Below are 18235 nucleotides of genomic sequence, written 5' to 3'. Positions count from 1 at the left end.
CCCCGCAATGGCCCGTCGCGCAGGAGCAGACTCGTACCCGGCCCGATTGCAGAAATCGGCGCACCGGGCGCGCATCGCGCTGCGCAAATCCGGTGTCGACTACTTCCGCGGCGACGGCTCCGACTGGATCGCCCTGGCCGGTCTGCTGCTGACCGTCCCGGCCATCACCTGCGGCACGCTGCTGAACCCGGTGTGGTGCGCACCGGCTGCGCTCGTCCTCCCGATCGTCGCGGGCGGTCTGCTGCTGCGACCGGCCAGCCTGCTCGGGCTGTACGCGACCGCCGCCGCGGCCCTGATCGTCGAGGCGATCGCGCTCGGCCCGTACTCGGAGGGGCCCGCCCGGGTGACCCCGGGCACCGTCCTGGTGGTCGCGGCCTGCGGATTCTTCGGGCTGATCCTCGCCCAGTTCCGGGCCAGGGTCGGCGTGCCGTGGCGGCGCGGCGGCACCATGCTCTTCGACCTGCGCGAACGCATCCGGGTGCAGAGCGCCCTGCCGCGGCTGCCGCAGGGCTGGCACCGTGAGATGGCGCTGCGCCCGGCGGGCGGCCAGTCGTTCTCCGGCGACTTCGTCGTCGCGGCCCGCACCAACGGCGGCCGCACCCTGGAGGCCGTACTCACCGATGTCTCCGGCAAGGGCATGGACGCGGGATCCCGCGCGCTGCTGCTGTCCGGCGCGTTCGGCGGCCTGCTCGGCTCGCTGCCCCCGCACGGCTTCCTGCCCGCGGCCAACGCCTATCTGCTGCGCCAGGACTGGGACGAGGGCTTCGCGACCTCCATCCATCTGGTGCTGGACCTGGAATCGGGCGACTACGAACTCCTCTCCGCGGGCCACCCGCCGGCCCTGCAACTGCACGCGGGCAGCGGCCGGTGGGAGGAGAAGGCGGCGGAGGGCCCGCTGCTCGGGGTGTACGACGGGGCACAGTTCGACGCGGTGAAGGGCTCACTGGCCCCCGGCGATGTGCTGATGCTCTTCACGGACGGCCTGGTGGAGGCGTCCGACCGGGACATCGCGGAGGGCATCGACCGGCTGACCGGAGAGGCCGACCGCTATGTCGTCACCGGCTTCGACGGCGCGGCCTGGCATCTGATCGAGGCGTGCGCCAAGGACGTCAACGACGACCGGGCGCTGTTGCTGCTGTCCCGCCGGTCCTGAACCGTACGGAGGCAGGGCAAGGCACTCGGGCCCGGCCGTCATGACCAGGCCCGTCCACGCGGCCCTACGCCGGACGACCGCCCGTCCGTAGAGTCCTCCCATGCCCACACCACGCACACCCCTGACCCTGACCGAAGTCGAGGCGATCGCCCGCAGCGCGCACGCCGGCCAGCAGGACAAGGCGGGACTCCCGTACGCCGAACACCTCGCCGCCGTGGCGGACGGTGTACGGGCCAGGGGCGGCAGCGACGACCAGATCGCCGCCGCCTGGCTGCACGACGCGGTCGAGGACGACGCGCTGTCCGCCGAGTGGCTGGCGGCCGCCGCGCTGCCCCAGCAGGTCAAGGACATGGTCCTCGCCGTCACCAGACGGGACGGCGAAGACCTGGCGGCGTACACCCGGCGCATCCTCGCCACCCCGGGCGCCTTGCTGATCAAGGAATCCGACCTCGCGCACAACGCCGACCCGACCCGCCTCGCGGTCCTGGATCCGGCGACGCGTACCCGACTGACCGCGAAATATGCGCAGGTACGCGCGCTGCTCGGACTCGGCGCCGGTGAATCGCCCACCGAACAGCCGGATCCGGCCAACACCACGGAGGGCTGATCCACTCAGAGCTTGGCGGCGTCCCGCCGGAACGCCCAGTTCATGTCCGGCTCGGTCACGCAACGCAGCGCCCGTCGCACCGGCGGTGTGCACAGCAGCGTCACCGCGCAGGCCGCGACCAGCGAGACGACGACCAGGCCGCCCGGCGAGGCCAGCCACTCGTACCGGTCGAACAACCCGACGTAACCGGCACCCTTGACCAGGAAACCGTGCAGCAGATAGCCGCAGATCGTGCCGGCGCCCAGCACGGTGAACCACATGTGGCGACGCGGCACCCAGGCCAGGAAACCGATGGTGAGCAGCAGCGCGCAGCCGAACATCATCAGCGTCATCACCGCACCCGACCACCACGGGGCGCCCATCTCGGGGGCGCTGTTGCTGCGGTAGAACCAGCCCAGCTGCATCCGCGGCGCCGCCCAGTACGCGAACAGGGCGGCCCCGGCGAACAGCGGCAGCGCCAGCAGCCGCACCTCACGCCGACGCATCATCTGGAAATGCTCGGGCTTCAGTTGGAGTCCGAGCACGAAGAACGGCAGGAACTGCAGGACCCGCTGGAGGTCGAGATCGTCGCCGATCGTGGGGGAGAACGACGCGAGCACGGCAATGACGAGCGCGACCGGCAGCGGGTGGCGCAGTGCCTGCCAGATGGGCGTGGTGAGCCGCCAGATGAACAGCGCGGCCAGGAACCAGGTGAGGAACCAGGGGTCGATCAGGCTGATCGGATGGTCCGGCGAGTCGTCCGCGTACCGCTTGAAGAGCGAGTACGCCGTCTCGAAGACCACATAGGGCACGGCGACGCCGGTGACCAGGCGCTTCATCTTCTTGGCGCTCATGTCGAACGAGCGCGAGAAATAGCCGGAGATGATGATGAAGGCCGGCATGTGGAACGTGTACGCGACCATGTACAGCGCGCGGGCGGTCCGGCTCCCGTCCATCACCGGCACCCATGCGTGCGCCACGGCGACGAGCACGATCGCCAGGTATTTGGCGTTGTCGAAGTAGGCGTCACGCCGCTTCGTCGGCGCGACCGTCGAAGGCTGGTTCACCACCGGTACGGGGCGTGCCGCGGTGATGGTCGTGCCGCCCTGGCGTCTGGGCTCCGACTCCCGGGTCGCTGGGGGGAGCGGGGCCCTCTGAAATGTGTTCGGAGCGTGGAACATCTAAAGCACCTTAGACGCCTCGATTGGAATTCGTAAAACCGTCCGCAGATATTGCGTGTTCCCGCCCAATCGAAAGTGAAACTACCGAAAACCGCCCCCTATGGCCCGATTGATCCTCCTTAAATGGGGCATATCGCCAGGCGGTTGAATGGAGTGAATTTCATCGCATCGGGTGCGGCGAAACGCGTGTGAACGACCTGTGTGGATATGGAAACGATCACGGCCCGGCGCTTTTTGACCGACGCCCGCGGATAGGCCCCGTGTCGCCGGCCGACTCCTGGACGGAGTCCCGGAAGAGCGGGGCGAGGGGCTGTCCGCCACGGCGCACGCGGGGCGTGAGGATGGCGCGATCCCGACAGTTCCGTTCGTCACCTGGCAGCAACCACAGGGGAGTTGGTGGCACGATGGACGCAGCGGAGGAGTGCCCGGGCGCACGCTTCCGGGCCGGCAAGGCGGACCGACCGAAGGTGTGATCAGTCGTGGCCATTTCACTGTCTGTGGTGCTTCTGTTGGCGATCATCCTGGTGGTCCTGATCCGAGGCGGCTCCATCAAAGCCGGACCCGCGATCGTCGCGGTGCTCTTCGGCTTCTTCCTGGCATCGACCGGCATGGCGCCGTCGATCAACAGGTTCATGAACTCGATAGCGGAGACCATCAACCACATCAGCTTCTGATCCGCACCGCAGACGGCGGACGCGGAACGCAGAAGGCCCGGTCCGACGAGCAATTCGCCGAACCGGGCCCACGCATGGAGCGGGCGACGGGAATCGAACCCGCGTAGCTAGTTTGGAAGACTAGGGCTCTACCATTGAGCTACGCCCGCAGGCGCCACAGGTCCTCGGACCGCGGCACGAGGAGCATCGTAGCGGGTCGCGGACGTTGTTCGCACACCTCATCGCGGCACCAGGTGCCGCAATCCGCGCCGTCCCCGTAAAGCGGCCTGAGCGCTGCCGATCTGCATGTACCCTACGTGTCGCACCGACGGGGTGTGGCGCAGCTTGGTAGCGCGTCCGCTTTGGGAGCGGAAGGTCGTCGGTTCGAATCCGGCCACCCCGACCACAGGCAAGATCGCGTTGTGGGAGTCATCCCCCTTGCCGTTACTATGCAAATTGCGTGCCCGTGTGTCTGATGTACCGGGCTCGATCCGCGGAGCCGCTGTCCGGTGGCCGAGCAGAACCCCCAAGAAGTCAGCCACCAAGGAGACCGAACCGTGAAGAGCGCCGTGGAGACCCTGAACCCGACTCGGGTTCGGCTCAGCATCGAGGTGCCCTTCGAGGAGCTCAAGGACAGCCTCGACGCGGCGTACAAGAAGATCAACCAGCAGGTCACGGTGAAGGGCTTCCGTAAGGGCAAGATCCCCAACCGCGTCATCGACCAGCGGTTCGGCCGTGGTGCTGTGCTGGAGGAGGCCGTCAACGACGCCCTCCCGAAGTTCTACACCGAGGCTGTCAACGAGGGTGAGCTCAACGTTCTGGGCCAGCCCGAAGTCGACATCACCGAGCTGAAGGACGGCGAGCTGCTGGCCTTCACCGCCGAGGTCGACGTGCGCCCCGCGATCGAGATCCCGGACTACTCCGGCATCGAGGTCACCGTGGACGCCCTCGAGGTCAGCGACGAGGACGTCGAGAAGGCCGTGGAGCAGCTCCGTGAGCGCTTCGCCTCCACCAACCCGGTGGAGCGCGCCGCCGCGGAGGGCGACGTCGTCACGATCGACCTGCAGGCCAAGGTCGACGGCGAGGTCCTGGAGGACGGCGTGGCCGAGGGTGTCTCGTACACCATCGGTTCCGGCGAGCTCCTCGACGGCATCGACGCGGCCGTCACCGGCCTGGAGGCGGGCGGCGAGGCCACCTTCACCTCCGAGCTGAAGGGTGGCTCGGCCGAGGGCAAGGAGGCCGAGGTCACCGTCAAGGTCACCGCCGTCGCCGCCCGTGAGCTCCCCGAGCTGGACGACGAGTTCGCCCAGATGGCGAGCGAGTTCGACACCCTCGACGAGCTGAAGGCGGACAGCCGCACGCGCCTCGAGAACACCAAGCAGTACGACCAGGCCACCCAGGCCCAGGAGCGCGTCCTCGACGAGCTGCTGAAGCTGGCCGAGGTCCCGATCCCCGAGAAGCTGCTCGCGGACGAGGTGCAGACCCGCAAGCACAACCTGGAGCACCACCAGCTCGGCCAGATGGGTCTGACCCTCGAGAAGTACCTGGAGATCCAGGGCAAGACGCTCGAGGAGTTCGAGGCCGAGACCTCCGAGCAGGCGATCAAGGGCATCAAGACCCAGTTCATCCTTGACGAGCTCGTCAACAAGGAGAAGCTGAACGTCAACCAGGAGGAGCTCACCGAGCACCTCATGCGGCGCGCTGCTTCCTCCGGGATGAGCCCCGACCAGTTCGCCCAGGCCGTCGTCGAGGGCGGCCAGGTGCCGATGCTCGTCGGCGAGGTCGCCCGCGGCAAGGCGCTCGCCGTGGTCGTCGAGGCCGCCAAGGTCGTCGACACCAACGGTGAGCTCGTCGAGCTCGAGGACGAAGAGGAAGAGGCCGTCGAGACGGTCGAGGCCGCCGAGGATCACACCGAGGCCGCCGCCGAGGAGAAGACCGAGGCCTGAGCCTCGCGCTGAACCCGTACGACGGGCTCCGGACGCTCAGCGTCCGGAGCCCGTCGTCGTATCGGTGGCCGACCCCCACAATCCTTGTGCGCACTGCTCAGCTTGCGCTCCCAGCGAACAGTTGCGGAAGCGGGATGGCGTTGTCCTACCTGCGCGTTAGGGTCCATGAATAGGAAGGGTGGGGGAGTCCCCGCCCGCCCGGTACGAAGACGCTGAGACGGCCGGAGCCGTCAGAGACGAGCAGGTGGATACGTGACGAATCTGATGCCTTACGCCGCCGGAGAGCCGTCCCTCGGTGGTGGCCTCGGCGACCAGGTCTACAGCCGACTGCTCGGCGAGCGCATCATCTTCCTGGGTCAGCAGGTCGACGATGACATCGCCAACAAGATCACGGCGCAGCTGCTTCTCCTTGCCGCGGAGCCGGACAAGGACATCTACCTCTACATCAACAGCCCCGGTGGCTCGGTGACGGCCGGCATGGCGGTCTACGACACCATGCAGTACATCCCGAACGACGTGGTCACCATCGGTATGGGCATGGCGGCCTCGATGGGCCAGTTCCTGCTGACCGGTGGCACCGCGGGCAAGCGCTTCGCGCTCCCGAACACCGACATCCTCATGCACCAGGGTTCGGCCGGCATCGGTGGTACCGCGTCGGACATCAAGATCCAGGCGCAGTACCTGCTCCGCACGAAGCAGCGGATGGCGGAGATCACCGCCCGCCACTCCGGTCAGACCGTGGAGACGATCATTCGCGACGGTGACCGCGACCGCTGGTACACCGCGGAGGAGGCCAAGGAGTACGGCCTCATCGACGAGATCATCACGATCGCCTCGGGCGTTCCGGGCGGCGGCGGCACCGGGGCCTGAGCCCTGTCCGTCCAGCCCGCAGCCCCAGCCCCCAGAACGCCACCAGGATGGTGAACACCCACATGAACAACTTCCCCGGCGCCTCCGCGAGCGGTCTCTACACCGGCCCGCAGGTGGACAATCGCTACATCGTGCCGCGCTTCGTTGAGCGCACCTCGCAGGGTGTGCGTGAGTACGACCCGTACGCGAAGCTCTTCGAGGAGCGCGTGATCTTCCTCGGCGTCCAAATCGACGACGCCTCCGCCAACGACGTCATGGCGCAGCTGCTGTGCCTGGAGTCGATGGACCCGGACCGCGATATCTCGATCTACATCAACAGCCCCGGCGGCTCGTTCACCGCGCTCACCGCGATCTACGACACGATGCAGTTCGTGAAGCCGGACATCCAGACGGTCTGCATGGGCCAGGCGGCCTCCGCCGCGGCCGTGCTGCTCGCCGCCGGTACGCCCGGCAAGCGCATGGCACTGCCCAACGCCCGTGTGCTGATCCACCAGCCGTCCTCGCAGACGGGCCGTGAGCAGCTCTCCGACCTGGAGATCGCGGCCAACGAGATCCTGCGGATGCGTACCCAGCTGGAGGAGATGCTGGCCAAGCACTCCACCACGCCGCTGGAGAAGATCCGCGACGACATCGAGCGCGACAAGATCCTGACCGCTGAGGACGCCCTCGCCTACGGGCTCGTCGACCAGATCGTCTCCACCCGCAAGAGCGCGGCCGGAGCGATGGCCTGACGTCGGTCTTTACCCCTTGGCACGGTCGGTTCGCACGGTCGTGGCCGTGTGAACCGTGCCAAGGGGGGCCCGAACGGGGGGCCAGGCAAGGTACCGTCGGATAGAGGCACCAGGAGCCGCTGCACCAAGCTGCTCCCAGGCGAAGGGGAAGCACCTCGTGGCACGCATCGGTGATGGCGGCGACCTGCTCAAGTGCTCGTTCTGCGGAAAGAGCCAGAAGCAGGTGAAGAAGCTCATTGCGGGACCCGGTGTGTACATCTGCGACGAGTGCATCGATCTCTGCAACGAGATCATCGAGGAGGAGCTCGCGGAGACCTCCGAGGTGCGGTGGGAGGAACTCCCCAAGCCGCGCGAGATCTACGAGTTCCTCGAGGGGTACGTCGTGGGTCAGGAGCCCGCGAAGAAGGCCCTCTCGGTCGCTGTGTACAACCACTACAAGCGGGTCCAGGCAGGCGAGAACGGCGGCGCGCAGGGCCGGGACGACGCCATCGAGCTGGCCAAGTCCAACATCCTGCTGCTGGGCCCCACGGGCTCCGGCAAGACGCTCCTCGCGCAGACGCTGGCCCGCATGCTCAACGTTCCGTTCGCCATCGCCGACGCGACGGCGCTGACGGAGGCCGGCTATGTCGGCGAGGACGTCGAGAACATTCTGCTGAAGCTGATCCAGGCCGCGGACTACGACGTCAAGAAGGCCGAGACCGGGATCATCTACATCGACGAGATCGACAAGGTCGCCCGCAAGAGCGAGAACCCGTCGATCACCCGTGATGTCTCCGGCGAGGGCGTCCAGCAGGCCCTGCTGAAGATCCTGGAGGGCACCACCGCCTCCGTACCGCCGCAGGGCGGTCGGAAGCACCCGCACCAGGAGTTCATCCAGATCGACACGACGAACGTGCTGTTCATCGTGGGCGGTGCGTTCGCCGGCCTGGAGAGGATCATCGAGTCCCGGGCGGGTGCCAAGGGCATCGGCTTCGGCGCGACGATCCGCTCCAAGCGCGAGATCGAGGCGAGCGACCAGTTCCAGGAGGTCATGCCGGAGGACCTGGTGAAGTTCGGGATGATTCCCGAGTTCATCGGCCGCCTCCCCGTCCTGACCTCGGTCCACAACCTGGACCGCGAGGCGCTGCTGCAGATCCTCGTCGAGCCGCGCAACGCACTGGTGAAGCAGTACCAGCGGCTGTTCGAACTCGACGGTGTGGAGCTGGACTTCGACCGCCCGGCGCTGGAGGCCATCGCCGACCAGGCGATCCTGCGCGGCACCGGCGCGCGTGGTCTTCGGGCCATCATGGAGGAAGTCCTGCAGTCCGTGATGTACGAGGTGCCGTCCCGCAAGGACGTGGCCCGTGTCGTCATCACGGCGGACGTGGTCCGCAACAACGTCAACCCGACGCTGGTCCCGCGCGAACCGCGCACGATCGGCAAGAACGACGGCGGACGGCACGAGAAGTCCGCGTAGCGGCAGCGACACGTACGTGAAGGGGCGCCCGGCCAGGTGACTGGTCGGGCGCCCCTTCGCGTACTGCTCGATCAGATCTTGGTGCGGGACGTGTTGTAGAGCTTGGCGGTCAGCGCGGCCACGTCGTCCTGGGGCATGCCCTTGCCGGTCATGGAGAGTGCCACGTCGATACCGAGGACAGTGCCGACCGTGCTGTAGTCGGCCCAGACACAGACCGGGACCTCGAACTCCTTGGGGCCCTTGGCAGCGGTGCCGTCGCCGTCCTTGTTGATCACCTTCATGCTCTGGCACTTCATCAGCGCGCCGTCGAATCCGGCCGGAGTGACGGCCTCGGGGCTGCCGATGAGCTTGACCTCCATACCCGTGCCGCCCTTGGTGAACTCCGACTCCGCGTTGTTGAAGGAGTTGTCAATGACCTTCGCCGGGTCGGTGACATCGCCCCAGATGCCGGAAAGGGTCAAGGTCTTGACGGCGAGCGGATTGTCCGTGGAACCGGCCTGGTAGGGGGCACCTGCCTGTTGGGGGTTCTTGATTCCCAGGGCCTCGGCCTTGGACTTGTCGGTGCCGGTCATCGGCCCCGACGACGCCGAATCGCTCGCGGACTTCTTGTAGCCGTCCACCGAGGCGGCCGGCGTCAGCTTGTAGCCCTTCGTGCTGTCCGCGACATCGCTGTTGCTCGCGCCCCCGCCCGACGTTAGCAAGTAGGCCCCGCCCGCGATGACCGCCAGCGCCACGACCACGACGCCGATGATCAGACCCGTCTTCTTCTTCGGCGGGGCAGGCGGCATCGGGACCTGGCCGCCGTACGGTGCCTGGGGCTGCTGGCCGTACGGACCCGGCTGCTGGGCCTGCGGATAGCCGTAGCCCGGCTGGGGCTGCTGCGGAACACCCTGGGGGGCGTGCTGCGGGTATCCGTACCCCGGCTGGCCGCCCTGCGGCGGCTGACCGCCGTACGGGCCCGGCTGCTGGCCGTACGGGCCGGGCTGACCCTGCGGCGGCTGGCTGCCGTACGGTCCGGGCTGGCCCTGCGGCGGCTGGCCCCCGTACGGGCCCGGCTGGTTGTAGCTCATCTGCGCTGTCCCCTCCAGAATGCTTATGCGTTCCGAACATCCTGTCGGAAGCCCCGCAGGCATGGGGCGGCGGGAGCCACACCGTTACTGAACAAACCGGTTTCAGTGCACGACTGTGACGGCCCTAAACTGTCCCCCGTGACCGAGAACACTCAGCAGACGCCAGCCAGCAACCCCGAACTGCCGACCCAGTACGCACCGGCCGAGGTAGAGGGGAAGCTGTATGAGCGCTGGGTAGAACGTGGTTACTTCGAGGCCGACGCGACAAGCGACAAGCCTCCGTTCACCGTTGTCATCCCGCCGCCGAACGTCACGGGCAGCCTCCACCTGGGGCACGCCTTCGAGCACACGCTGATCGACGCCCTCACCCGCCGCAAGCGGATGCAGGGCTACGAGACGCTGTGGCAGCCCGGCATGGACCACGCCGGTATCGCCACGCAGAACGTTGTCGAGCGTGAGCTCGCCAAGGAGAGCAAGTCCCGCCACGACCTGGGGCGTGAGGCCTTCATCGACCGCGTCTGGCAGTGGAAGGGCGAGTCCGGCGGACAGATCTCCGGGCAGATGAAGCGCCTGGGTGACGGTGTCGCCTGGTCGCGTGAGCGCTTCACCATGGACGAGGGTCTGTCCCAGGCCGTCCAGACCATCTTCAAGAAGCTCTACGACGACGAGCTGATCTACCGGGCCGAGCGCATCATCAACTGGTGTCCGCGCTGTCTCACGGCCATCTCGGACATCGAGGTCGAGTACCAGGACGACGACGGCGAGCTCGTCTCCATCCGGTACGGCGAGGGCGAGGACTCCATCGTCGTCGCGACGACCCGTGCCGAGACGATGCTGGGCGACACGGCCGTCGCCGTCCATCCGGAGGACGACCGCTACAAGCACCTGGTCGGCAAGGAGATCGAGCTGCCGCTCACCGGCCGCCGTATCCCGGTCGTCGCCGACGAGCACGTCGACCCCGAGTTCGGCACGGGCGCCGTCAAGGTCACGCCCGCGCACGACCCGAACGACTTCGAGATCGGCCAGCGGCACGGTCTGCCGAGCCTCGCCGTCATGGACGAGCACGCGATCATCACGGCACACGGTCCCTTCCAGGGCCTGGACCGGCTGGAGGCGCGCAGCGCCATCGTCGGCGCTCTGCGCGCCGAGGGCCGGATCGTCGCCGAGAAGCGCCCGTACGTCCACTCCGTCGGCCACTGCTCGCGCTGCAAGACGACGATCGAGCCGCGGCTGTCCATGCAGTGGTGGGTCAAGGTCGGCCCGCTGGCCAAGGCGGCCGGCGACGCGGTCCGCGACGGCCGGGTCAAGATCCACCCGCAGGAGATGGAGAAGCGGTACTTCGACTGGGTCGACAACCTCCATGACTGGTGCATCTCGCGTCAGCTGTGGTGGGGCCACCGCATCCCCGTCTGGTACGGCCCGGACGGGGAGATCGTCTGCGTCGGCCCCGACGAGCAGCCGCCGAGCGGCGAGGGCTGGACGCAGGAGACCGATGTCCTCGACACGTGGTTCTCCTCCGGCCTGTGGCCGTTCTCGACGCTCGGCTGGCCGGAACAGACCGAGAGCCTGGCGAAGTTCTACCCGAACTCCGTCCTGGTCACCGGCTACGACATCCTCTTCTTCTGGGTCGCCCGGATGATGATGTTCGGCCTGTACGCGATGGACGGCACCCCGCCTTTCCACACCATCGCTCTGCACGGCATGGTCCGCGACCAGTTCGGCAAGAAGATGTCCAAGTCCTTCGGCAACGCGGTCAACCCGCTGGACTGGATGGACAAGTACGGCTCCGACGCGCTCCGCTTCACCCTGGCGCGCGGCGCCAACCCCGGAGTCGACGTCCCGATCGGCGAGGACTGGGTCCAGGGTTCGCGTAACTTCGCCAACAAGATCTGGAACGCCACGCGCTTCGCGCTGATGAACGGTGCCACGATCGAGGGCGAGCTGCCCGACCCGTCGCAGATGTCCGCGACGGACCGCTGGATCCTGTCGAAGCTCAACAAGACCGTCGCCGAAGTCGACGCGTTCTACGACGATTTCCAGTTCTCCAAGCTCAGCGAGGCGCTCTTCCACTTCGCGTGGGACGAGGTCTTCGACTGGTACGTCGAGTTGTCGAAGACCACGTTCTTCGCCGGCGGCGAGCAGGCCAAGGTCTCCGGACGGGTCCTCGGTGAGGTCCTCGACGTGATGCTGCGGCTCCTGCACCCGGTCGTCCCGTTCGTCACCGAGACGCTCTGGACCTCTCTGACCGGCCGTGAGTCCGTCGTCATCGCCGACTGGCCGAAGGACACCGGCTTCCGTGACGAGGCGGCCGAACAGGAGATCGAGCTCGTCCAGCAGGTCGTCACCGAGGTCCGCCGGTTCCGCTCCGACCAGGGCCTGCAGCCCGGCCAGAAGGTCCCGGCCGAGCTCGACCTGACCGGCACGGCGCTGGCCCCGCACGAGGCGGCCATCCGCCAGCTCCTGCGCCTGCAGCCCGCCGGGGACGGCTTCCACGCCACCGCGTCGCTGCCGGTCGCGGGGGCCACCGTCGCCCTCGACCTGTCCGGCACCATCGACGTGGAGGCCGAGCGCAAGCGGCTGACGAAGGACCTGGGCGCCGCAGAGAAGGAGAAGGCCCAGGCCAACGCGAAGCTCGGCAACGAGGCGTTCCTGGCCAAGGCACCCGACAACGTGGTCGACAAGATCCGTACCCGGCTCGCCAAGGCCGACGCGGACATCGAGCGGATCACCGCTCAGCTGGCGAACCTGCCGCAGAGCTGATGACCTGAGTGTGAAGCCCCCGTGCCCCTGACCGACCAGGAGCACGGGGGTTTCGCCGTACGGGCGCCATTCGTGCCCATTGCCCGGGCGCTGCGCCGGATGTCCGTCCCGGTCCGTAGACTGGGCCCCGTGAGTGAGCCCCGCCCTTCCGACCGGCACGACGCGTCCGAGTCCGACGACACCTTCGCGGAGATCGTCGACGAAGCGACCCAACGCGACCCCGACCTGGCGGTGATCGAGGCCGGCAGCCGCACCCTGCGCACCGCCTCGGGACCGGTCCCGGGCGACGAGGTCCCCGCCCGCCCCGCCGACCCGGAGGTGGACAAGGCGCTGCGCGCGGTGGAGCAGGAGCTCGCCGGCCGCTGGGGCGAGACCAAACTCGAACCCTCGGTGGCGCGCATCGCCGCACTGATGGACGTGCTCGGCGAGCCGCAGCGTGCGTACCCCTCGATCCACATCACCGGCACCAATGGCAAGACGAGCACGGCCCGCATGATCGAGGCGCTGCTCGGCGCCTTCGACCTGCGCACCGGCCGCTACACCTCGCCGCACGTCCAGTCGATCACCGAGCGGATCAGCCTGGACGGCTCGCCGATGGACCCCGAGCGGTTCATCGAGACGTACCAGGACATCAAGCCGTACGTCGAGATGGTCGACGCCCAGCAGCCGTACCGGCTCTCCTTCTTCGAGGTGCTGACCGGCATGGCGTACGCGGCCTTCGCCGACGCGCCGGTCGATGTCGCGGTCGTCGAGGTCGGCATGGGCGGCAGCTGGGACGCGACGAACGTGATCGACGCCTCGGTCGCCGTCGTCACCCCCATCTCGCTGGACCACACCGACCGGCTCGGCACCACGCCCGCCGAGATCGCCGGTGAGAAGGCCGGAGTCATCAAGCAGGACGCCACGGTCATCCTGGCGCAGCAGCCGGTCGACGCCGCCCAGGTGATGCTGAAGAAGGCCGTGGAGGTCGACGCCACGGTCGCCCGCGAGGGCATGGAGTTCGGCATCGTCTCCCGCGAGATCGCGGTCGGCGGGCAGCTGCTGACCCTGCGTGGCCTCGGTGGTGAATACGAGGAGATCTTCCTCCCGCTGTACGGCGCCCACCAGGCGCACAACGCGGCGGTGGCGCTCTCCGCGGTCGAGGCGTTCTTCGGCATCGGTGCCGAGCAGCCCGGCTCGCTCGACCACGACACGATCCGCCGGGCCTTCGCCTCGGTGCGCTCGCCCGGCCGCCTCGAAGTCGTACGGAGCAGTCCGACCGTCGTCCTGGACGCCGCCCACAACCCGGCGGGTGCCCACGCCACCGCCGACGGGCTGTCCGAGGCATTCGGGTTCTCCCGGCTGATCGGTGTGGTCGGCGCCAGCGACGACAAGGACGTGCGGGGGCTCCTCGAAGCCTTCGAGCCGATCTTCGCCGAGGTCGTCATCACACAGAACTCCACTGCCCGCGCGATGAACGCCGACGCACTGGCCGCCGTCGCGGTCGAGGTCTTCGGCGGCGACCGCGTCCAGGTCGAGCCGCGCCTCGACGACGCCTTGGAGGCGGCGATCACCCTCGCCGAGGAGGAGAACGAGTACGCGGGCGCCGGCGTCCTCGTCACCGGTTCTGTGATCACGGTCGGCGAGGCCCGGCTGCTTCTGGGAAGGCACTGACCCTGTGCGTACGCTCTGTGCATCGACGCTGATCGGCGAGTTCTTCGTGATCGGCTTCGCCGGACTCGTCGCCATGAAGTCCGACGACCTGTCGAACGCCACCGTCTGGACGGTCTGCGGCATCGGCATGCTGCTGTCCGTCCTGCTCTGCGGAGTGATCACCCGGCCGGGTGGCGTACAGCTCGGCTGGGCGCTGCAGATCGCGCTGGTCGCCGGCGGGTTCTTCATCCCGATGATGTACATCCTCGGTCTGCTCTTCGGCGCCCTGTGGTGGGCCTCGGTGCACTACGGCCGCAAGATCGATGAGGCCAAGGCCCGCTGGGCGGCGCAGGAAGCCACCGGCTGACGGCCGTCCCGTAATCCCTGGTGGATCAGCGCGCGGCGTCAGATGCGGTGCATCGCAAGGCGGAAGATGTCCTCGTACTGAACGTATCCGGGCGCCCCGACAACGCACCGAGGTGCCGTAGCTGTCGTCGTGCGCCCGCCAGGGATCACGGGACAGCCCTTGGGGCCCGCGGCCCGGTGAAGCCCGTGGCGGCGGGCAAACCCGGCCACCGGCCCGTCCGCGCAGCCCTGTAATCTCGCCTCACCGCACCCGCATGCCTTCAAGGAGCCCGCACATGACTCAGCGCACCCTCGTCCTTCTCAAGCCCGACGCCGTCCGGCGTGGGCTGATCGGCGAGATCGTCGGCCGGATCGAGCGCAAGGCCGGCTGGCAGGTCACCGCGCTGGAGCTGCGCACGCTGGACCGTGCGACCCTGGAGCAGCACTACGCGGAGCACGTCGGGCGTCCGTTCTACGAGCCGCTCGTCGAGTTCATGCAGTCCGGCCCGGTCGTCGTTCTGGTCGCCGAGGGTGAGCGGGTCATCGAGGGCGTCCGCGCCCTGGCCGGTCCGACCGACCCGATCGCCGCCGCGCCCGGATCGATCCGTGGCGACTTCGGGACGATCACCCGCGAGAACCTCATCCACGCCTCGGACTCCGAGGAGTCCGCAGAGCGAGAACTGAAGCTGTTCTTTCCGGGACTTTCCTGACCTCGGATCAGCCGAACAGCGCTGATGACCTGGGGCGACCGAAGTAATTCGGTCGCCCTTCGGCATATGACCGCCGATCGGGGGAACGCATCCCTCCGACGTAGCGTCACCATGAGTGGAACGGCCACCCGTTCCGCCCACACTGGCGAAGGCCCCTCGCGCGGTGTCCGTGCATACGGCACTACGATGGAATCTTCCACGCCCGCAGCGCTCACTTCGCCTACCAAAAACAAGCCACCATCGCTTTCTTGGGAAGGCCCGACGCATCCTCATGGGGAACAAGGGGAACTCAATGTCGTTCATCGGCCGTGACATGGCTATCGACCTCGGGACTGCCAACACGCTGGTGTACGTCAGGGGGCGCGGCATCGTTCTGAACGAGCCGTCCGTCGTGGCCATCAACACCAACACCGGCGGCATCCTGGCGGTCGGCTCCGAGGCCAAGAAGATGATCGGGCGGACGCCGGGCAACATCGTTGCCGTGCGCCCCCTGAAGGACGGCGTGATCGCCGACTTCGAGATCACGGAGCGGATGCTCCGCTACTTCATCCTGAAGATCCACAAGCGCCGCTACCTGGCCCGACCGCGGGTCGTCGTCTGCGTGCCCTCCGGCATCACCGGGGTCGAGCGACGCGCCGTCATCGAGGCGTCGACGCAGGCCGGCGCGCGTCAGGTGCACATCATCGAGGAGCCGATGGCCGCGGCCATCGGCTCGGGCCTCCCGGTCCACGAGGCCACCGGCAACATGGTCGTCGACATCGGTGGCGGCACCACCGAGGTCGCGGTCATCTCGCTCGGCGGAATCGTCACTGCCCAGTCGATCCGGGTCGCCGGCGACGAGTTGGACAACGCGATCATCCAGCACATCAAGAAGGAGTACTCGCTCCTCCTCGGTGAGCGGACCGCCGAGCAGATCAAGATCACCATTGGCTCGGCGTACGAGATCGACAAGGACGAGCACACCGAGATCCGCGGTCGCGACCTGGTCTCCGGACTGCCCAAGACCGTGGTCATCTCCGCAGCCGAGGTCCGCAAGGCCATCGAGGAGCCGGTCAACGCGATCGTCGACGCCGTGAAGACGACGCTCGACAAGTGCCCGCCGGAGCTGTCCGGTGACGTCATGGACCGCGGCATCGTCCTCACCGGCGGCGGTGCGCTGCTGCGCGGACTGGACGAGCGGCTGCGCCACGAGACAGGCATGCCGATCCATATCGCCGAGGACCCGCTGGACTCCGTGGCGCTCGGATCCGGCAAGTGTGTCGAGGAGTTCGAGGCGCTCCAGCAGGTGCTGGACGCCCAGCCCCGCAGGTAATACCGGGTCGACACCACAGCGGTCCGCCGTACGGGCGCAGCCGCCCGTACGGCGGATCGTTGATATACAGGCACGAACATTCCGACGAGGAAGGCACGGCCGCCGCACGTGAGGGACACACGAGAGAGCCGGCTGCTCCTGGTGCTGCTGATCGCCATCGCATTCGCACTGATTACGGTGGACATCCGCGGCGGCGAGGAGTCACCGGTGGACGGCGCCCGGCAGGCCGCCGCAACGGCCTTCGGGCCGGTCGAGAAAGGCGTCGCGGCAGCCGTCGATCCGGTGGGCAACGCCATAGGGGCGATCCGTGCATCCGGTGCACGACACGACCGGATCGCCGTCCTGGAACAGCAGAACGCCGCGCTGAAGGCGAAGCTCGGCAGCGACGACCGCAACCGCAACCGGGTCCGCGAACTCGACAAGCTGCTGAAGAAGTCGTCCGCCGGGCAGTACGGCATCAAGGCTGCCGAAGTCATCGCCATAGGAGCGGCCCAGGGCTTCTCCTGGACCGTCACCATCGACGCCGGTTCCGACGACGGCATCAAGCGCGACATGACCGTCATCAACGGCGACGGGCTCGTCGGCCGGGTCACCACCGTCGGCCCCGGCACCGCGACCGTGCTCCTCGCCAACGACCCCGACTTCACCGTCGGCACCCGGATGGAGAAGACCGACGAACTCGGCTTCGCCACCGGCCAGGGCGACCGTCCGCTGTCCGTCCAGTTCCTCAACGGCAAGGCCAAGGTGAAGAAGGGCGACCGGCTGGTCACCTTCGGCTCCAGCAAGGGCAAGCCGTTCGTGCCGGGCGTCCCGGTCGGTGAGGTCGTCCGCGTCGACCCGTCGGGCGGTGACCTCACCCGTACCGTCTACGTCCGCCCGTACGCCTCCTTCAGCAAGCTCGACATCGTCGGCGTCGTCGTCCAGGCACCGCGCGAGGACCCCCGCGACATGGTCCTGCCGAAGAAGGCCGAGAAGCCGAAGCCCACCCCGACGGTCACCGTCACGATCTCGCCCAACGGCGACATCGTCGACACCAACGGCAAGGTGGTCGGGAACGTCAACGGGACCCCCAGCGGGAGTCCGAGCCCCACCGGATCCACCGGCAACACGGTCAACGAGCAGAGGTAGAGCTGATCCCCATGCGCTTCAACCGGACTCTGCTCTCCACCGCCCTGGTCGTGATCGCCCTCGTCGTCCAGGTGTCCGTACTCGCCCGTCTGCAGCTCCCCGGAGCCGTCCCCGATCTGCTGCTCCTCGTCGTCCTCGGTCTGGCCTTCGTGTACGGACATGTCGCCGGCGCCCTGATCGGTTTCGGCGCGGGACTCCTCGCCGACCTGGCACCGCCCGCCGACCACGCCGCCGGAAGGTACGCCCTGGTCCTCTGCGTCATCGGCTACTGCGCCGGACTTGTCCGGCCGGACAACGGCCGGTTCAAGTCCGCGTTCGTCCCGATGGCCGCCGTCGTGGCGGCAGCCATCGGATCGACCCTGCTGTATGCCCTCGTCGGCGCCCTCGTCGGGGACACCGCCGCCCGCCATGTCGGCCTCGGCAGCCTGCTGTTCACCGCAGCGGTCTACGATCTGCTCCTCGCGCCGTTCACCGTTCCACTGATCATGGCGCTCGCCAGACGCACCGAGAACGACCCGCTCTCCGAGTCCTCCAGCGGCGGCGACATGGCCGCGGGCTGGCTCTCCTCCGGCACCGGACTCAGGATCGGCGGCCCGCGCGGCGGACTGCGTCTGAAGGCAGCCCGCAGCCGAGCGGCACGGGCCGGACGGATCAAGGGAGTCAAGCGACTGTGAGGCTGAACCTCGCCGGGGAGACCCCCCG

16 protein-coding genes and 2 tRNA genes are annotated in these 18235 nt (G+C 68.1%); 15 read left to right on the top strand and 3 right to left on the bottom strand.

Going from position 1 to position 18235, the window contains the following annotated elements; translation table 11 throughout:
• Window positions 1-7 precede the first annotated feature (7 nt).
• Window positions 8-1153 (top strand): PP2C family protein-serine/threonine phosphatase, encoded by a 1146-nt coding sequence (locus tag ACFYP5_RS09400; RefSeq protein WP_389032610.1) that lies wholly within the window; start codon window positions 8-10, stop codon window positions 1151-1153.
• Window positions 1154-1253: 100 nt separating this feature from the next.
• Window positions 1254-1760, top strand: coding sequence for an HD domain-containing protein (locus ACFYP5_RS09395; protein WP_389032608.1), 507 nt, complete (start codon window positions 1254-1256; stop codon window positions 1758-1760).
• 5 nt (window positions 1761-1765) lie between these two features.
• Here ACFYP5_RS09395 and ACFYP5_RS09390 read toward each other — a convergent pair whose 3' ends face one another.
• Window positions 1766-2920: an acyltransferase family protein gene (locus ACFYP5_RS09390; RefSeq protein ID WP_389032605.1), complete on the bottom strand. Its 1155-nt coding sequence runs from the start codon at window positions 2918-2920 to the stop codon at window positions 1766-1768.
• A gap of 479 nt (window positions 2921-3399) precedes the next feature.
• On the opposite strand from ACFYP5_RS09390, the gene ACFYP5_RS09385 reads away from it, so the two are divergent.
• Complete coding sequence (locus tag ACFYP5_RS09385) at window positions 3400-3594, top strand: hypothetical protein (RefSeq protein WP_030921275.1); 195 nt, start codon at window positions 3400-3402, stop codon at window positions 3592-3594.
• 75 nt (window positions 3595-3669) lie between these two features.
• Here ACFYP5_RS09385 and ACFYP5_RS09380 read toward each other — a convergent pair.
• Window positions 3670-3743, bottom strand: a tRNA-Gly gene (locus ACFYP5_RS09380).
• 159 nt (window positions 3744-3902) lie between these two features.
• On the opposite strand from ACFYP5_RS09380, the gene ACFYP5_RS09375 reads away from it, so the two are divergent.
• The 5 genes from ACFYP5_RS09375 to clpX all read left to right on the top strand — a co-directional run bounded on the left by ACFYP5_RS09375 (window position 3903) and on the right by clpX (window position 8576).
• Window positions 3903-3979 (top strand) — tRNA-Pro (locus ACFYP5_RS09375).
• 151 nt (window positions 3980-4130) lie between these two features.
• Window positions 4131-5519 carry a trigger factor gene (tig, locus tag ACFYP5_RS09370; RefSeq protein ID WP_389032603.1) on the top strand — a complete coding sequence of 463 codons (1389 nt, stop codon included), beginning with the start codon at window positions 4131-4133 and terminating at the stop codon, window positions 5517-5519.
• 264 nt (window positions 5520-5783) lie between these two features.
• Window positions 5784-6389, top strand: a complete 606-nt coding sequence (locus ACFYP5_RS09365) for an ATP-dependent Clp protease proteolytic subunit (protein WP_267008104.1) — start codon at window positions 5784-5786, stop codon at window positions 6387-6389.
• A 47-nt stretch (window positions 6390-6436) separates the two neighbouring features.
• The gene (locus ACFYP5_RS09360) at window positions 6437-7120 is read left to right on the top strand and encodes an ATP-dependent Clp protease proteolytic subunit (protein WP_030921266.1); all 684 of its coding nucleotides are present in this window, start codon (window positions 6437-6439) and stop codon (window positions 7118-7120) included.
• Window positions 7121-7277: 157 nt separating this feature from the next.
• Window positions 7278-8576, top strand: a complete 1299-nt coding sequence (gene clpX / locus ACFYP5_RS09355) for an ATP-dependent Clp protease ATP-binding subunit ClpX (protein WP_030921263.1) — start codon at window positions 7278-7280, stop codon at window positions 8574-8576.
• A 71-nt stretch (window positions 8577-8647) separates the two neighbouring features.
• Here clpX and ACFYP5_RS09350 read toward each other — a convergent pair whose 3' ends face one another.
• Entirely contained in the window at window positions 8648-9646 is a 999-nt protein-coding gene (locus ACFYP5_RS09350; protein WP_389032600.1) for a hypothetical protein, read from the bottom strand.
• A gap of 138 nt (window positions 9647-9784) precedes the next feature.
• On the opposite strand from ACFYP5_RS09350, the gene ACFYP5_RS09345 reads away from it, so the two are divergent.
• From ACFYP5_RS09345 to mreD, 7 genes are all read left to right on the top strand, one after another.
• Window positions 9785-12406 carry a valine--tRNA ligase gene (locus ACFYP5_RS09345; protein WP_389032598.1) on the top strand — a complete coding sequence of 874 codons (2622 nt, stop codon included), beginning with the start codon at window positions 9785-9787 and terminating at the stop codon, window positions 12404-12406.
• 129 nt (window positions 12407-12535) lie between these two features.
• Window positions 12536-14059, top strand: coding sequence for a bifunctional folylpolyglutamate synthase/dihydrofolate synthase (locus tag ACFYP5_RS09340; protein WP_389032595.1), 1524 nt, complete (start codon window positions 12536-12538; stop codon window positions 14057-14059).
• 4 nt (window positions 14060-14063) lie between these two features.
• Window positions 14064-14405 carry a DUF4233 domain-containing protein gene (locus tag ACFYP5_RS09335; RefSeq protein ID WP_389032592.1) on the top strand — a complete coding sequence of 114 codons (342 nt, stop codon included), beginning with the start codon at window positions 14064-14066 and terminating at the stop codon, window positions 14403-14405.
• 274 nt (window positions 14406-14679) lie between these two features.
• On the top strand, window positions 14680-15093 hold the full coding sequence (gene ndk / locus ACFYP5_RS09330) for a nucleoside-diphosphate kinase (RefSeq protein WP_037698740.1): 414 nt from the start codon (window positions 14680-14682) through the stop codon (window positions 15091-15093).
• A 292-nt stretch (window positions 15094-15385) separates the two neighbouring features.
• Window positions 15386-16405, top strand: coding sequence for a rod shape-determining protein (locus tag ACFYP5_RS09325; RefSeq protein WP_030970092.1), 1020 nt, complete (start codon window positions 15386-15388; stop codon window positions 16403-16405).
• Between the two features lie 108 nt (window positions 16406-16513).
• Window positions 16514-17533 (top strand): rod shape-determining protein MreC, encoded by a 1020-nt coding sequence (mreC, locus tag ACFYP5_RS09320; RefSeq protein WP_389032589.1) that lies wholly within the window; start codon window positions 16514-16516, stop codon window positions 17531-17533.
• 11 nt (window positions 17534-17544) lie between these two features.
• Entirely contained in the window at window positions 17545-18207 is a 663-nt protein-coding gene (gene mreD, locus ACFYP5_RS09315) for a rod shape-determining protein MreD (RefSeq protein ID WP_355785160.1), read from the top strand.
• Window positions 18208-18235 lie beyond the last annotated feature (28 nt).

Source organism: Streptomyces sp. NPDC005262 (assembly GCF_042872425.1).
GTDB lineage: Bacteria > Actinomycetota > Actinomycetes > Streptomycetales > Streptomycetaceae > Streptomyces.
Note: the sequence above shows the minus strand (reverse complement) of the source record. Positions and strands in the feature narration are given on the sequence as shown.